The sequence below is a fragment of the Verrucosispora sp. WMMC514 genome (assembly GCF_027497295.1).
Classification (GTDB): domain Bacteria; phylum Actinomycetota; class Actinomycetes; order Mycobacteriales; family Micromonosporaceae; genus Micromonospora; species Micromonospora palythoicola.
Window position 1 is genome coordinate 3,759,645 of the sequence record NZ_CP114906.1, and the last position, 15,394, is coordinate 3,775,038.

12 protein-coding genes are annotated in these 15,394 nt (G+C 70.8%); 10 read left to right on the plus strand and 2 right to left on the minus strand.

The genetic code is table 11. The annotated features are described in order from the left end of the window. The 4 genes from O7597_RS17530 to O7597_RS17545 are packed head-to-tail and all read left to right on the plus strand — an operon-like array spanning position 1 to position 6,585. Positions 1–1,458: a DUF3375 domain-containing protein gene (locus tag O7597_RS17530; RefSeq protein WP_281580174.1), complete on the plus strand. Its 1,458-nt coding sequence runs from the start codon at positions 1–3 to the stop codon at positions 1,456–1,458. Further along, a complete protein-coding gene (locus tag O7597_RS17535; RefSeq protein ID WP_281580175.1) occupies positions 1,458–2,051 on the plus strand; it encodes a DUF4194 domain-containing protein in 594 nt (197 codons plus the stop codon). The genes O7597_RS17530 and O7597_RS17535 overlap by 1 nt, the downstream gene beginning before the upstream one ends. Then, the gene (locus tag O7597_RS17540) at positions 2,048–5,407 is read left to right on the plus strand and encodes an SbcC/MukB-like Walker B domain-containing protein (protein WP_281580176.1); all 3,360 of its coding nucleotides are present in this window, start codon (positions 2,048–2,050) and stop codon (positions 5,405–5,407) included. The genes O7597_RS17535 and O7597_RS17540 overlap by 4 nt, the downstream gene beginning before the upstream one ends. Beyond that, the gene (locus O7597_RS17545) at positions 5,404–6,585 is read left to right on the plus strand and encodes a Wadjet anti-phage system protein JetD domain-containing protein (protein ID WP_269739652.1); all 1,182 of its coding nucleotides are present in this window, start codon (positions 5,404–5,406) and stop codon (positions 6,583–6,585) included. Before O7597_RS17540 ends, O7597_RS17545 begins: the two co-directional genes overlap by 4 nt. A 134-nt stretch (positions 6,586–6,719) precedes the next feature. On the opposite strand, the gene O7597_RS17550 is transcribed toward O7597_RS17545, so the two are convergent. Further along, a complete protein-coding gene (locus O7597_RS17550; protein ID WP_281580177.1) occupies positions 6,720–7,607 on the minus strand; it encodes a cellulose binding domain-containing protein in 888 nt (295 codons plus the stop codon). 184 nt (positions 7,608–7,791) lie between these two features. Here O7597_RS17550 and O7597_RS17555 point away from each other — a divergent pair, with 184 nt between their 5' ends. Further along, the gene (locus tag O7597_RS17555) at positions 7,792–10,146 is read left to right on the plus strand and encodes an acylase (RefSeq protein WP_281580178.1); all 2,355 of its coding nucleotides are present in this window, start codon (positions 7,792–7,794) and stop codon (positions 10,144–10,146) included. Between the two features lie 39 nt (positions 10,147–10,185). On the opposite strand, the gene O7597_RS17560 is transcribed toward O7597_RS17555, so the two are convergent. After that, the gene (locus O7597_RS17560) at positions 10,186–10,506 is read right to left on the minus strand and encodes a GYD domain-containing protein (RefSeq protein ID WP_269739648.1); all 321 of its coding nucleotides are present in this window, start codon (positions 10,504–10,506) and stop codon (positions 10,186–10,188) included. Positions 10,507–10,768: 262 nt separating this feature from the next. Between O7597_RS17560 and O7597_RS17565 the strand changes: the two genes are divergently transcribed. The 5 genes from O7597_RS17565 (at position 10,769) to O7597_RS17585 (ending at position 15,387) form a co-directional block, all read left to right on the plus strand. Next, on the plus strand, positions 10,769–12,379 hold the full coding sequence (locus tag O7597_RS17565; RefSeq protein ID WP_269739647.1) for a DHA2 family efflux MFS transporter permease subunit: 1,611 nt from the start codon (positions 10,769–10,771) through the stop codon (positions 12,377–12,379). Between the two features lie 130 nt (positions 12,380–12,509). Then, positions 12,510–13,895 carry an AAA domain-containing protein gene (locus tag O7597_RS17570; protein WP_281580179.1) on the plus strand — a complete coding sequence of 462 codons (1,386 nt, stop codon included), beginning with the start codon at positions 12,510–12,512 and terminating at the stop codon, positions 13,893–13,895. Positions 13,896–14,040: 145 nt separating this feature from the next. Continuing rightward, positions 14,041–14,700 carry a hypothetical protein gene (locus tag O7597_RS17575; RefSeq protein ID WP_281580180.1) on the plus strand — a complete coding sequence of 220 codons (660 nt, stop codon included), beginning with the start codon at positions 14,041–14,043 and terminating at the stop codon, positions 14,698–14,700. Between the two features lie 22 nt (positions 14,701–14,722). Then, positions 14,723–14,983 (plus strand): hypothetical protein, encoded by a 261-nt coding sequence (locus O7597_RS17580; RefSeq protein ID WP_093401959.1) that lies wholly within the window; start codon positions 14,723–14,725, stop codon positions 14,981–14,983. Then, positions 14,980–15,387, plus strand: a complete 408-nt coding sequence (locus O7597_RS17585) for a hypothetical protein (RefSeq protein WP_269739644.1) — start codon at positions 14,980–14,982, stop codon at positions 15,385–15,387. The genes O7597_RS17580 and O7597_RS17585 overlap by 4 nt, the downstream gene beginning before the upstream one ends. The last annotated feature ends 7 nt before the right edge of the window (positions 15,388–15,394 follow it).

Sequence of the window (15,394 nt, forward strand, 5' to 3'; positions counted from 1 at the left end):
GTGACCATCGAGTTCGACGAGGTCGAGTGGCTGCGCCGTAACAACGCGGCGTGGCGGTTGTTGCGTGCCGATCATGCCGCGCTCGTGCTGAGCTTTCTGGGGCGGGTCTTCGTCGAGGAGAACGTACGCTCCATTTCCGGTGTCGAGCTGACCGCGCGGCTGTCCGACGAGCTGTTCGCGCTCAACGAGCGGCATGGCGCCGGCACCTTTCCGCGCCCCGCCAAGGCGTACCTGGACGACTGGGCGCAGCCGGAGGTGGGCTGGCTGCGGAAGTACTATCCGCCCGACTCGGACGAGGTGCACTTCGACGCTACGCCGGCGGTGGAACGGGCGTTGTCGTGGGTGCAGTCGTTGCAGGACCGGTCGTTCGTCGGCACCGAGTCCCGGCTGAACATCGTGTTGGAGCTGCTGCGCCAGATGGCCTACGGCGCGGAGACCGACCCGGACGCCCGGCTTGCGGAGTTGCAGGCGCGCCGCGACGCGATCGACGCGGAGATCGCCAAGGTGCGCGGCGGGCAGGTGGAGGTGCTCGACGGTGCCGCGCAGCGGGATCGCTACCAGCAGTTCGTGTCGACGGCGCGCGGGCTGCTCGCCGACTTCCGTGAGGTCGAGGCGAACTTCCGGGCGCTGGATCGGGCGCTGCGCGAGAAGATCGCCACCTGGAGCGGCTCGAAGGGTGAACTGCTCGACGAGGTGGTCGGCAACCGGCACGCCATCGCGGACTCCGACCAGGGGCGCAGCTTCCACGCCTTCTATGATTTCCTGCTGTCGCCGCAGCGCCAGCAGGAGTTCACCGACCTGCTCGCCCGGGTCCAGTCGCTGGATGTCATCGCGGAGGCGGATCCGCGCATGCGGCGCATCCACTACGACTGGCTCGACGCGGCGGAGCGCACCCAGGCGACGGTACGGCTGCTGTCGGAGCAGCTGCGCCGGTTCCTCGACGATCAGGTGTGGCTGGAGAACCGCCGGGTGATGGACCTGCTGCGCGGTATCGAGGCGCACGCGCTGGCGCTGCGCGACCAGCCCACCAACGAGCTGGTCTTCGCCGTCGACGCGCCGGCCCCGCAGGTGGTGCTGCCGATGGAACGCCCGCTGTACCGGCCCCGGGCGAAGCAGACCCTGGACAGCACGGTCGACACCGGCGAGACGGACATCGACGTCTCCCGGCTCTTCGAGCAGGTGTACGTCGATCCGGCCCGGCTGACCGACGCGGTACGCGGAGCCCTGCGCCGTAACTCTCAGGTGTCCCTGCCGGACGTGCTCGCCGACCGCCCACTGGAGCAGGGCCTGGCGGAGCTGGTGACGTACCTGTCGCTGCGCGACCCGGCGTTCGACGTGGTCTTCGACGACGGCCGGCGCGACCAGGTGCGCTGGTGCGACACCGACGGCCGGACCCGGACCGCACTATTGCCCGCCGTCTCCTTCGTCCGCCGGGTGTCAGTACCGCAGGAGGTGTGATGGCCACGACCAGAAGCGAGGAGCCGAGTCTCTCGGTGGCCGCCGCCCACCTGATGAAGGGTGTCATCTACCGCGACACGCATCCGGTGCCGTGGCACCACCTGACGCAGTTGCAGGCACAGGTCCGCGACTACGTCGCCGTGCTCGGCCTCGCCGTCGTCATCGACGAGGCCGAGGGGTACGCGTTCCTGCGCTCCCAACCCGGCGACGAGGAGGGACAGCCGGCTATCCCCCGACTCATCCCGCGCCGGGCGCTGTCGTTCCACGTCAGCCTGCTGCTGGCGTTGCTGCGCAAGAAGCTCGCTGAGTTCGACGCCAGCAACGCCGACACCCGGTTGGTGCTGACCCGGCAGCAGATCGTGGACCTGTGCGCGGTCTTCCTGCCAACCTCGACAAGCGAGGCTCGGCTGATCGACCAGATCGACAGTCACCTCAACAAGATCGTGGAGCTGGGCTTCCTGCGCCGCATCGACGACACCGAGGCGACGTACGAGGTGCGGCGCATCATCAAGGCGTTCGTCGACGCGCAGTGGCTGGCGGACTTCGACGCCCGGCTGGCCGAGTACGCCGCAGAACTGGAGGCGACCCGATGACCGCCGAGAGCGGGTTCCGTCTGCGGCGGCTGGAGCTGCACAACTGGGGCACGTTCGACGGCCGGGTCTGGGCGCTGCACCTCGACGGGGCCAATGCCCTGCTCACCGGGGACATCGGCTCCGGCAAGTCCACCGTCGTCGACGCCATCACCACGCTGCTGCTGCCGGCCAACCGGATCTCGTACAACAAGGCGGCCGGCGCCGACACCCGGGAGCGATCGCTGCGCTCCTACGTGCTCGGCCACTACAAGTCGGAGCGCAACGAGAAGACCGGCGCCTCGGAACCGGTCGGCCTGCGTCGCGGCTCCTGCTACTCGGTGCTGCTCGGTGTCTTCGTCGAGCCGGCCAGCGGCGCAGCTGTCAGCCTGGCGCAGGTGTTCTGGTTGCACGACGGCAACCCGGGTCAGCCGGAGCGCTTCTACCTGACCGCCGGCCAAGAGTTGACCATCGCGGATGACTTCGCCGACTTCGGCTCCGAGATCGGCCAGCTCAAGCGGCGGCTGCGCCAGTCCGGCGCGAAGGTGTACGACCACTTCCCCGAGTACGGCCGGGACTTTCGCCGCCGCCTCGGCATCGCCTCGGACCAGGCGATGGAGCTGTTCCACCAGACCGTGTCGATGAAGGCGGTCGGTGACCTCAACGACTTCGTCCGCCAGCACATGCTGGAGCCCTTCGACACCGGCGGCTGGATCCGTCGCCTCGTCGAGCATTTCCAGGATCTGACCAAGGCGCACGAGGCGGTGGTCAAGGCCCGCCAACAGTTGGCCGCGCTCAAGCCGCTGCTCGACGCCTGCGACGCGTACGACACCTACGGTCAGGCCATCGGCGAGCTGGACGCGAAGCGGGAGGCGCTGCCGTACTTCTGTGCCCGAGGCAAGGCCGAACTGTACGCGGCCCGGGTGGCGGCGCACACCGCCGAGCTCGCCGAGCTGCACGGACAATTGGCCGCCACCGGGACGACGCTCAACGAGCTGGGGACCGAGCGGCAACGCCTGGAGCTAGAACGTGCCGGGCACGGCGGCGACCGGATCGCCGAACTGGAACGGCAGATCGCCGACACCGAGGGCGCCCGCGACGAACGGCGCCGCCGCTCCGACCGGTTCAGCGGCCTGCTGGCCGAGGCCGGCCTTGCGCCGGTGGAGACGATCGAGCAGTTCACCGCCCGGCAACGGGAGATCACCGACGAGCTGACCGGTGCCGAGGAGCACCGCGCTGCCCGGCAGAACGAGCTGACCGACGCCGCGGTGCGGGTGCGGGATCTGGAGCAGCAGGAGAGCGAGGTGAACGCCGAGCTGCGCAGCCTCCAGGAGCGGCGCAGCAACATCCCCCGACGCAACCTCGACCTACGGTCACGCATCTGCGCCGAGTTGAAGCTGCCCGAGGCGGCGTTGCCGTTCGCGGGCGAGCTGATCCAGGTCCGGGCCGACGCCGCCGACTGGGAGGGGGCGGCCGAGCGGCTGCTGCGCGGCTTCGCGCTGTCGATCCTGGTGCCCGACGAGCATTACCCGACGGTGGCCGGCTGGGTCGACCGGCACCACCTCGGCGGCCGACTCGTCTACTACCGGGTGCCGGCGACAGTCCCCCGGCAGGCGGAGCCGCTGCCTGCCGATACCGGCCGGCAGCTCTTCGCCAAGCTGGAGTTGAAGGAGTCGCCGTTGCGGCCCTGGCTGGAACGGCAGCTGCGCCGCCGCGCCGGCTACGAGTGCGTGCAGACGGTCGAGGAGTTCCGCCGCGCCGAGCGGGCGATCACCGAAGCTGGCCAGGTCAAGGACACCGGCGGCCGGCACGAGAAGGACGACCGCAGCCGCATCGACGACCGCAGCACGTACGTGCTGGGCTGGAGCATCGAGTCGAAGATCGACGCGCTGCTGGCCAAGGCACGTGTACTCACTCACGACAAGGCTCAGGCGGTGCGCGACCGGGACGCGGTCGTCGACCGGCTCGACGCCCTCAACCGCCGGCTCGGCGTGCTGGGCAAGCTCGCCGAAGCCACCGACTTCGCCGACGTCGACTGGCAGTCCTCGGCCCGGCGGGTGCACGGGTTGCGCCAGGAGAAGCAGCAGCTCGAAGGCGCGTCGCGGGAGCTGGAGCGGATCACCGCTCGGCTGAACGCGGTGCTGAAGGAGATCGACACCCACAGCGCCGATCGCGACGCCCTACAGCGTCGGATCGCCCAGACCGACGTACATCTGGAACAGGCCACGCACGGCCAGCGGGACGCCGAGGCGCTGCTGCGGGAGCCGGCGGCGCGCGACGCGGAACGCTGGTTCGCGGCCATCGCCGAGCTGGCCGGGGAGACCCCGCTGTCCAGCCCGCAGGAGTACGACCAGTTGCGCGGCACTGCCGAGGCGCAGTTCACCAGGGAGCGCGACGAGTCGGCCCGCCGGTCGGCACTGGCCAGCAACCGGGCGGTACGCGCCATGGAGGACTTCCGCAACACCTATCCGGTGGAGACCGCCGAGCTGGACAGCTCCATCCAGTCCGCGCCGGAGTACCGGACGATGCACGAGCGGCTGGTCCGCGACGACCTGCCGCGGTTCGAGAACGAGTTCAAGACGTACCTGAACACCAACACCATCCGCGACATCGCCGGTTTCCACTCCCAGTTGCACAAGCAGGCCGATCTCATCCGGGAACGGATCGACACGATCAACCGGTCCCTCGTGGACATCGACTACAACGACGGCCGGTACATCCGGTTGGAGGGCAACCGCACTCCCAACGTGGAGATCCGTGACTTCATCAGCGACCTGCGCGCCTGTACCGAGAACTCGCTCGCGCGCGACGACGCCGACCAGTACTCGGAGCAGAAGTTTCTCCAGGTCAAGCAACTCATCGAACGATTCAGGGGCCGGCCGGGGTTCACCGACATCGACAAGGCTTGGGCGCGGCGGGTGACCGACGTGCGCAACTGGTTCGTCTTCTCCGCCTCCGAGCGGTGGCGCGAGGACGACAGCGAGCACGAGACCTACAGCGACTCCGGCGGCAAGTCAGGCGGGCAGAAGGAGAAGCTCGCCTACACCATCCTCGCCGCGTCGCTGGCGTACCAGTTCAAGCTGGACCTGACCGCCGACCGCGACCAGAGTTTCCGTTTCGTGGTCATCGACGAGGCGTTCGGCCGGGGCTCGGACGAGTCGACCCGGTTCGCGCTCGCACTGTTCCAGCGGCTCGGACTGCAACTGCTCATCGTCACCCCGCTGCAGAAGATCCACGTGATCGAGCCGTACGTGTCGGCCGTCGGCTTCGTCGACAACCCGACCGGCAGCAACTCGCGGCTGCGCAGCCTCAGCATCGAGGAGTACCACAAGCAGCGCGATACGCACCAGCTCGCCCATCTGGTCACCGTCGGGCAATGACCGTGCCGGCAACGCGCTGGTCCACGCCGGCAGACCTCGTCGCGAAGCTGCGGCGTCGGTGGAACTCCGGCGAGTTGCTCACCGCGTACGCGCGGCAGCGGTGGGAGCCCATCGTCGTGCCGCTGCGCGCGCCCACCGCCGTCGAACTGGGCGAGAACTTCGGCGCCGCCCAGGACTGGCTCGCCGCGTGGCAGGCCGTCGACCCGACCCTGGTCCGCCTGGAGTGGAAACGCGTCGGCGGGCGACTCGTCGGCAGCAACGAGGTGCCGCATCGGGCCGTCATCGACAGTGCCGACCGGATGTGGTCCCTGCTGCGGGTGAAGCGGCAGGTGGAGACGTTCCTGCGGCTGGTCGAGGCCACCCGGTCCAGCGTCCCCGGCCTGGTCGAGTGGATGATCGCCGAACCGATGAAGGTGCTGGACCACGAGCCGAGCTGGCCCCGCCTGGTCGACGTCGTGCGCTGGATCGACCGTCACCCCAGCAGCGAGCGGTATGTGCGGCAGATCGACGTGCCCGGGGTCGACACCAAGTTCATCGAGCAGCACCGGGGCGTCCTTGCCCAGCTGCTGGACCGGCAGTTGGCACCCGAACGGGTCGACCCGGCGCAACCGCCGGGCCGGTTCGCCGAGCGGTACCGGTTCCGCACCAAACCGGCGTACGTGCGGCTGCGGGCGCTCACCCGGCCTGCGCCGGCGGCGCTCGGACCGTTCAGCGAGCTGACCGTACGCGTCGACGAGCTGGCCGCCTGCCCGCCCGACGTCGCGCGGGTGCTCGTCGTGGAGAACGAGACCACATACCTCGCGCTTCCGCCGGTCCCCGACACAATCGCGGTCTTCGGCGGCGGCTATGCGGTGCGTGCCCTGGCACCGCTGGCCTGGCTGCACGACCGGAAGTTGACCTACTGGGGTGACATCGACACCCACGGGTTCGCCATTCTCGACCGGCTTCGCCAGGTGTTTCCGCACACGGCGTCGACGCTGATGGACGCCGACACGCTGCTGCGGCACCGGGCCCACTGGGGCCGGGAGGCCACTCCGGTCGCGGTGGAGCTGGCTCGCCTGACGCCCGACGAGTCGCAGGTGTACCGCGATCTGGTCGCCGACCGCTACGCACCCGCCCTGCGGTTGGAGCAGGAGCGGATCCGGTTCAGCGTCGTGGAGCAGGTGCTGACAGGTTGATCCGTCGCCCGCCTATAGCTATCCGATCCACTGACGCCCCTGCACGGCGATCTTGCACTTCCGGTCGTCGAGATGACTGGTTTGTTCGCTCTGTCCCGACAGTAAGTGCAAGATTGCCGCGGACGTCGCTCGGCTCAGGCGTACGTGTCGCCGTACTCGCGAATGTCGCCGACGTCGAGGGTGATCCGGCTGTTGTCGGTCCACGCGCCGGTGGCCTGCTGCCAGCTGCGGTCGTCGCGTTCGTCGATCGCGGACCAGTTCGGGCGGTGGTGGCGGAGGTAGATGGGCCCGGTCGACTCGCCAGAAGCCAGCTCCCCACCGGTGAAGGTCAGCTCGATCCAGCCGGGGACCGGGGTGCCGGGCGGCGGGAAGACCGTGGGAGTGGGCGTCGGGGTCGGCGGGCCGGGCGGCAGGGGCGGTGGGAAGTACTCGATGTGGCGTTGCACGTTCGCGCAGCCGATCGCCGCCCAGTCGCAGTTGGTGACCAGCGAGGTGTTCCCACCCTCGAACGTCACGTGGTAGCGGATCCGCACGTCCGCGAGGTCGAGCGGGGCGGTGCCCGTGTTGACGACCTGGAGGACGTGCTGGATCTGGTTGTCCGTCGGTGACCAGCTCAGGTTGCGGTAGCTGACCCGCGCCTTCCCGTACGCGGTGCGCACCGGGGTCACCGGCGAGTCGAGGGAGTACCCGGCGTTGGTGTACGCCCACACGGTGAGCCGATATTCGGTGCCCGGCGCGAGATCGGTGAGCGTGAGGTCGGTGCCGGTGGTGGTGCCGAGGCTGCGGTACACGTTGGGGCCCAGCCATGCCCGGACCTCGTGCTGGATGGGCGTCGCGCCCGGCTCGCCGATCCAGGTCGACGGCGACCAGGTCAGGGTGAGCCGGTGGGGCTCGTTGGCCACCACCATCGGGGCGCCGGGAGTGGTCAGCACCGGATCGTCGGCCGCGTGGGCGACGGCGGTGCCGGACAGCCCGAGGACGATGCCGAGGACGGCGACGAGGGTGACCCGACGAGCACTCATGGTGCGCATGCTAGACAGTGACATGCATGAATATCAATGACTAGGGGTTCTGGGGGTGAACCCGGAGGCGGGTGGTGTTGATCCCCGATTGCCAGATCGGTCGATGTGACTAGCCTCGGTTGGGCAACGAGTTGACCGGGCACAGTCGACACCACGGGGAGACGTCCATGAAGAGAGCTGTCCGATGAGGGGGCGACGGATCGTCGCCAGAGCAACAGCCGCGGCCACCGCCACCGTCCTGGTCGCCGCCGGCCTCGCCGTGACCGGCGGGACCGCCGTCGCGCATGGCGGTGGCTACTCGGCCCTGATCCAGCGGGCCTCGTACGGCGTACCGCACATCACCGCGCGCGACTTCGCCAGCCTCGGCTACGGCGTCGGGTACGCGCAGGCGGAGGACAACATCTGCCTGATCGCCGAGCAGCTGGTCACCGTGAACGGCCAGCGGTCCCGCTGGTTCGGCGCGGACACCGACAACGTCGCCAGCGACCTGTTCCACCAGAAGGCCATCGACGACCGGGCCGCCGAGCGCTGGCTCGTCGGCCGGCGCGACGGCCTGAGCGCACCCTCCGACGAGGTACGCGACCAGATGCGCGGCTTCGCCGCCGGCTACAACGCCTACCTGCGGGGAGCGCGGAAGAAGATCAACGACCCGGCCTGCGCCGGGCAGGAGTGGGTACGTCCGGTCACCGAGTTGGACCTGTGGCGGGCCAACCGGGCCCGGATGGTCCGGGCCAGCTCCGGCGCACTCGCCGACGGCATCGTCGCCGCCACGCCACCGGGTGCGGACGGCAGCGACGCGAAGGTGAGCGCCCCGCGGGCGGAAGCCGTGGTCACCGCCCGGGACGGTGCGCCGGCCGGGGTGGGCAGCAACGCGTACGGTCTGGGACGCCGCGCCACCACCAGCGGCGCCGGCATGCTGCTGGCGAACCCGCACTTCCCGTGGGACGGCGACGAGCGCTTCTACCGGATGCGGCTGAAGGTGCCCGGCCGGTACGACGTGGAGGGCGCGGCCCTGATCGGCGATCCGCTCGTCGAGATCGGGCACAACGGCAAGATTGCCTGGTCGCACACCGTCTCCACCGCCCGCCGCTTCGTCTGGCACCGGCTCACGCTGGTGCCCGGCGACCCGACGAGCTACCGCTACGACGGCCGGACTCGGAAGATGACAGCCCGCACGGTCACCGTCCGGACCCCCGCCGGGCCGATTAGCCGTACCCTCCACGACACCCACTTCGGCCCGGTCGTCGTGGTGCCGGGCCGTTTCGACTGGACCACCGACACGGCGTACGCGATCACCGACGTCAACGCCACGAACAACCGGGCGCTCGACGGCTGGCTCGCCATGGGCCGGGCGCGCTCGGTGGGTGAGCTGCGGTCGGTGCTGGACCGGCGGCAGTTCCTGCCCTGGGTCAACGTCATCGCCGCCGACCGGCACGGACGGGCCCTCTACGCGGACCACTCCGTCGTGCCCCGGGTCACCGACTCCCTCGCCGCCGCGTGCATTCCAGCTCCCTTCCAGAATTTGTACGCGACGAGCGGCCAGGCCGTCCTCGACGGCTCCCGCTCCGCCTGTGAGCTGGGTCGGGACCGCGACGCGGCGGTGCCCGGCATCCTCGGACCGGCGAACCTGCCCACGCTGGTCCGCGACGACTACGTGACCAACTCCAACGACAGCTACTGGCTGGCCAACCCGGCTCGCCCGCTCGTCGGGTACCCGCGCATCGTCGGCGACGAGCGGACGGTCCGCAGCCTGCGGACCCGGCTCGGCGTGCACCAGGTGCGGCAGCGACTCGCCGGCACCGACGGGCTGCCCGGCCGGGGGTTCACCACCGGCCGGCTGTGGGACGTGACGCTCGGCAACCGGGCGTACGGCGGCGAACTGGTCCGCGACGACCTGGTCCGGCTCTGCGAGGCCCAGCCGACGGCCACCGCCTCGGACGGCACCACGGTCGACCTGACGGCCGCCTGCGCCGCGCTCCGTGGCTGGGACCTCCGGGTCGACCTGGACAGCCGGGGTTCGCACGTGTTCACCGAGTTCGCCCGGGCCGGCGGCCTGCGTTTCGCCGACCCGTTCGATCCGGCCGCGCCGCTGACCACGCCGAACCGGCTCGCGGTCGACGACCCGAGGGTCCGCACGGCGCTCGCCGACGCCGTGAAACTGCTCGGCGGCATCCCGCTGGACGCCCGCCTCGGCGACATCCAGAGCGAACCTCGGGGCACCGAACGCATCCCCATCCACGGCGGCTGGCCGGAGGCCGGTGTCTTCAACATGATCATCAACCAGGTGCAGCCCGGCGTCGGCTACCCGAAGGTGCGGCACGGCACGTCGTACCTGATGGCCGTCGAGCTGGGCCGGGACGGGCCGTCGGGCCGGCAGCTGCTCACCTACTCGCAGTCGGCCAACCCCAACTCGCCCTGGTACGCCGACCAGACCCGGCTGTACTCGGCCAAGGGTTGGGACACCATCAAGTTCACCAAGAGGCAGCTACGGGCCGACCCGAACCTGGTCACCTACCGGGTGGGGGAGCGCCGCCGCTGATTGAGTGACGTGGAGCGGCGCCGTCCGTCCGGACCTACGTCACGCAGCCGGCGGCTGGTAGGTGATGGGCAGTCGGACGGCGGCGTCGATCTCCGCCGTGGTCAGCAGCGGCACGATACGGGCGTCGACGCCACCCGCCGCCCGTACGGCGATGCCGAGCGCGGCGGCGGTCACGTTGTCCGGCACCTCGCAGAGCACGTACAGGTCGAACTGGCCGAACGCGTAGTACACCGCCTCCACCTGCCCGCCGGCGTTCTCGATGAGGGCCTCGACCACCTCGGCCCGCGCCGTGCCGCCCTCCTTGGCCAACCCGGCCATGCCCGGGATCGTGTAGATCGCTGTGACCAGGAACTTCGCCACGCTGGCACCACCTCTCCCGCCGTCTGCCCGGCCCTGACCGCGTGCCGCGCCTACCCGTTTCCCGTCCGGTCACGCCTGGCGGCGCAGAGTCACCGTGGCCGTGCTCACAGAAACCTCTGCTGGTCGCTAAACGGGCGGCGAAGTGTCGTTCGCGGGAGCTACTGTGCCGTGCGGGCTTCACCTCCGCCGTCGCGCCGGCCAATCGGCGCCACGTCGGCCACCACCGCTCGTTTCATGGGCAGTTCCAACAACGGGAGACCTCGTGACACAGCAATCTGTCGCGGCACCGCAGCCTGTTCCGACCTCGGACAAGCTCGACGCCGCGGTGCTCAAGGTGGCCGGCGTCGTGGTGCTCGGTGCGCTCATGTCGATCCTCGACGTGACGGTGGTCAGCGTCGCCCTGCCGACGTTCCAGAGCGAGTTCGACGCCTCGTACGCCCGGGTGGCGTGGACGATGACCGGCTACACACTCGCCCTGGCCACGGTCATCCCGCTCAGCGGGTGGGCCGCCGACCGGTTCGGCACCAAACGCCTCTACATGATCGCGCTCGCGCTGTTCACCATCGGCTCCGGCCTGTGCGCCACCGCCGACACGATCGGCCAGCTGATCACGTACCGGGTGTTGCAGGGTCTCGGCGGTGGCATGCTGATGCCGATCGGCATGGCGATCATGACGCGGGCGGCCGGGCCGAACCGGATCGGCCGGCTGATGGCGGTGCTCGGCATCCCGATGCTGCTCGGCCCGATCGGCGGCCCGATCCTGGGCGGCTGGCTGATCGACGTGGCGAGCTGGCACTGGATCTTCCTGATCAACCTGCCGATCGGCATCGTCGCGCTGGTGTACGCCCAGCTGGCCCTGCCGAAGGACAGCCCGCAGCCCTCCGAGTCGTTCGACTTCCTCGGCATGCTGATGCTCTCGCCGGGTCTCGCCCTCTTCCTGTACGGCGTCTCCACGCTGCCCGAGGCCGGGACCTTCGCCGACCCCGAGGTGTGGGGGCCGATGCTGGTCGGTGCCGCACTGGTGGTGGCGTTCGTCATCTACTCCTTCAAGCCCCGGCACCCGCTGCTCGACCTGCGGCTGTTCCGTAACCGCAGGCTGACCGTCGCCGCGCTGACCATGTTCGTCTTCATCATCGCGTTCATGGGTGCCGGCCTGCTGTTCCCGAGCTACTTCCTGCAGGTACGCGGTGAGTCGACGCTGCATGCCGGCCTGCTGATGGCTCCGCAGGGCCTCGGTGCCATGGTCACCATGCCGATCGCCGGCATGCTCGCCGACAAGGTGCCGGTCGGCCGGACGGTGCCGTTCGCGCTGCTGCTCATCCTCGCCGGGTTCTTCACCTTCACCCAGCTCGACGCCGACACCTCGTACGTGCTGCTCTGCGGCTCGCTGTTCGTGATGGGCCTGGGCATGGGCGGCACGATGATGCCGGTCATGACGTCGGCGCTGAAGACGCTGACCGGGCACGAGGTGGCCCGAGGTTCCACGCTGGTGAACATCCTCCAGCAGATCGGTGGATCAGTCGGCGCCGCGGTGATGTCGGTGATCCTGACCAACGAGCTGAACGGCTCCCGGCAGGTCCCCGGCCTCACCGACGAGAACGGCAACCCGGTCACCGAGGCCGGCCTGGCGATCGCCGCCCAGCAGCGGCCGGAGCTGGCACAGCAGATTCCCGACCCGTCGCTGATCGAGCGTGGGCTGGACTTCGCCGCCAACTCCTTCGCCACCACCTTCTGGGTGGCGTTCGCCCTGGTGGCGGCCACGTTCATCCCGGCCGCGTTCCTGCCCCGGCGCCGGGAACGGTCCCACCTGCTCGACGACCAGCCCGGAGATCAGCCGGGGGACCAGCCGAAGGTCCCGGTCATCGTTCACTGACCGCTCCGTCCCTCGCGGCTTGCGGCATGTTGGGCCTTCGCACGAGCTAGAGGGCCCAACATGCCGCATCTCGTGGCTGTCGCCGAGCGGGCGGGCGCGGGACAGGGCAGCTGGCGGTAGGGTGCGGCCGGTGGGGAAGATCGGATTGCCGCCGGAATTGGTGGTGCCGCCGGGGGTCGAGGCCGAGCGCGTGATCACTGCCGTGCTGGCCGATCTGCGTTCCGGGGAGCACCGGGGCGTGGTGGTCGACTCGCCGCCGGGGGCCGGCAAGTCGACCCTGGTGGTACGGGCCGCGGTCGAACTGGCCACCGGCGGGTCGGGCGGTACCGACCCGGGCGGCGGCGGGTCGGGCGACGGCGCGCCACTGATGATCATTGCGCAGACCAACGAGCAGGTCGATGACCTGATCGACCGGCTCGCCACGAAGGCGCCGCAGCTGCGGATCGGGCGGCTCTCGGCGGGTGACTACCGGGCGTCGCCCCGGGTGCGGGCGCATCCACAGGTCCGGGTCGCCGCGAAGGCCGCCGACCTGGCCGCCTCGGCCGTGGTGATCGGTACGGCCGCCAAGTGGGCCACGGTCACCGAGGGCTGCTGGCCGTGGGCGATCGTGGACGAGGCGTACCAGATGCGCTCGGACGCCCTGCTGCGCGTGGCCGGCAGGTTCGAACGCGCCCTGTTCGTGGGTGATCCGGGGCAGCTCGACCCGTTCTCCACCGTGGACAGTGGTCGGTGGGCGGGGTTGACCTGGGATCCGATGCAGTCGGCGGTGGCGGTGCTGCTGCGGCACAACCCGCACCTGCCGGTGCGTCGGCTGCCGGTCTCCTGGCGGCTGCCCGCCTCGGCGGCCCCGGTGGTGTCCCGTGCGTTCTACCCGTTCACCGGCTTCCGCGCCGGCACCGGCCCGGACGACCGGGCCCTGCACCTGACCGCGCCCGGCCCGGGTGACGCCGTCGACCGGGCGGTGGAGTCGGCCGCCGCCACCGGCTGGGCGCTGCACGAGCTGCCGGCCCGGCACACCCTGCGTACCGACGGGGAAGCCGCCGCCGCGTGCGCCGCGCTCGCGCTGCGGGTGCTGCGGCGCGGGGCGGTGGCGGTCAGCGAGCAGGCGCCCGGTGGCGCGCCGGTCACCGCGGACCGGATCGCCGTCGGTGCCGCGCACCGTGACCAGGTCGCGGCCATCCGCGCGCGACTCGGCGAGGCCGGTGCGGACATCACCGTCGACACCGCCAACCGACTCCAGGGCCGGGAGTACGACGTGACGATCGTGTTGCACCCGCTCTCCGGGCGGCGCGACGCGACCGCCTTCCACCTGGAGTCGGGGCGGCTCTGCGTGCTCACCTCCCGGCACCGGCACGCCTGCCTGGTGGTGGCCCGCGCCGGCATCGGCGACCTGCTGGACGCCCACCCCTCGACCGAGGTGCCGCAACTGGACGTGCCGGTCCGGTTCCCCGACGGCTGGGAGGCCAACCAGGCCATCCTCGCCCACCTCGCCACGGTGCCTGCACCGCCGCGTTGACCAGCGGCGACGGCATGCAGGATGAACGGATTCACGCCGTCGTCGATCACCGGGATTCATGTCGGTGTCCCGATACAACGGCGGTTCAGATGATCTGTCGCCGTCGATAGCGTGGGGTGCCTAGGCCGTCGGAGAAAGGCGGACCATGACCTCCCCATCCGTTTCGTTGTCCCGGCGCGGGCTGCTCGCCGGCACCGCGGTCGCCTCGGCCGCGGCCGTCACCGCAACCGTGCTCACCCCACCCGCCGCGGCGGCCGTCCCGGTTCACCCGGCAGCATCGGCGGTCGTCCGCGACGGGATCGCCACCGCACGACTGGCCGCCCCGGCGGCCCTGCAACCGGATCTGCACGAGCGGCTGGGCGCCTGGTTGGCGTTCTGGTCGGCGAACTCACCGGGTGCGTGGAGTGTGCCCGTCGAGGTGGTCGGCGCGGCCGACGCCGCCGGGGCGGCGTTCACCCTGCGCGCCATCCGGGTGGTGGCGGCCGATCGGCCGTTCGCCGCCTTCCTCGCCGGCCGAGCCGACCACGCCCACCTGGGCACCCTGGCCAGCCTGCATCACCACTTCGGCCAGGTGAGCGTCGCCGCCGACGGTGGGCTGCGCGTGGTCGACGGTGCGGCCGGCTTCACCGGCTCATCCGAGCAGGTCGCCTTCGCGGTCGCGGCGTGCCGCGAACTGTGGGGCGTGCGTACCGCCGGGGCCGCCACCTGGCGGCACCGGGTGGGCCGTCTCGACGCCGCCTCCCGGTCCGGCTGGGCGGCCTTCACCAGGGCGGCCCTGCGACGCGGGCTGCGCACCGACACCTAATGAACGAACCGGAGGAAACACCATGGCACGCCACGAGTTCCGCTTCGTGGTCGACGGCGTCGACCTGACATCCGAGCAGCAGAGCCAGATCGCCGGTGAGATCCAGAAGGCCGGTCTGGCCGCGCTCTCGGTCGCCGGTACCAAGCTCAGCAACCCGCTCGCCCTCGGCCACGCCAACCTGCGGCTGCGGCCCGAGTGGTACGGCCTGTGGGTGATCGACGGTCCGTTCGCCCAGGACCTCGGCGAGAAGATCAACGACATCGGCTTCTGGTTGCAGAAGTGACCCGACCGCCGCGGGGACCGGACGGGCCGGGGGAGCGGATGTGCCCGAGTACGCCCACGGGCAACGCCACGGTCTTCCTCGGCATGATCACCCCGGCGGGCCGGGTCGCGTACGTGACCCCGGCCCTGCCCGCCGAGGTGGCCGTCGCCGCCGCGACGGAGGCCGACGTCGCGGTGGAGACCCGCTACCGACTCGCCGGCCCCTGCGTCACCAGCCGATGCGGTTTCTGGACCGGCGAGCACTGCGGGCTCGGCGAGCGCCTCGTCGCGTCGTACGCGCAGACCGTCGGCGAACCGGAGGTGGAACTGCCCCGCTGCGCCATCCGGCGCACCTGCCGCTGGTTCGCCGAACAGGGGCCGGCCGCCTGCGTCGCCTGCGCCCACGTGGTGACCGACGCGCGCTGAACCGGGA

Bases quoted from the DNA above. Each gene is read 5' to 3' on its own strand.
- O7597_RS17535 (WP_281580175.1), top strand. From the start codon at position 1,458: ATGGCCACGACCAGAAGCGAGGAGCCGAGTCTCTCGGTGGCCGCCGCC.
- O7597_RS17540 (WP_281580176.1), top strand. From the start codon at position 2,048: ATGACCGCCGAGAGCGGGTTCCGTCTGCGGCGGCTGGAGCTGCACAAC.
- O7597_RS17545 (WP_269739652.1), top strand. From the start codon at position 5,404: ATGACCGTGCCGGCAACGCGCTGGTCCACGCCGGCAGACCTCGTCGCG.
- O7597_RS17550 (WP_281580177.1), bottom strand. From the start codon at position 7,607: ATGAGTGCTCGTCGGGTCACCCTCGTCGCCGTCCTCGGCATCGTCCTC.
- O7597_RS17555 (WP_281580178.1), top strand. From the start codon at position 7,792: ATGAGGGGGCGACGGATCGTCGCCAGAGCAACAGCCGCGGCCACCGCC.
- O7597_RS17575 (WP_281580180.1), top strand. From the start codon at position 14,041: ATGACCTCCCCATCCGTTTCGTTGTCCCGGCGCGGGCTGCTCGCCGGC.
- O7597_RS17580 (WP_093401959.1), top strand. From the start codon at position 14,723: ATGGCACGCCACGAGTTCCGCTTCGTGGTCGACGGCGTCGACCTGACA.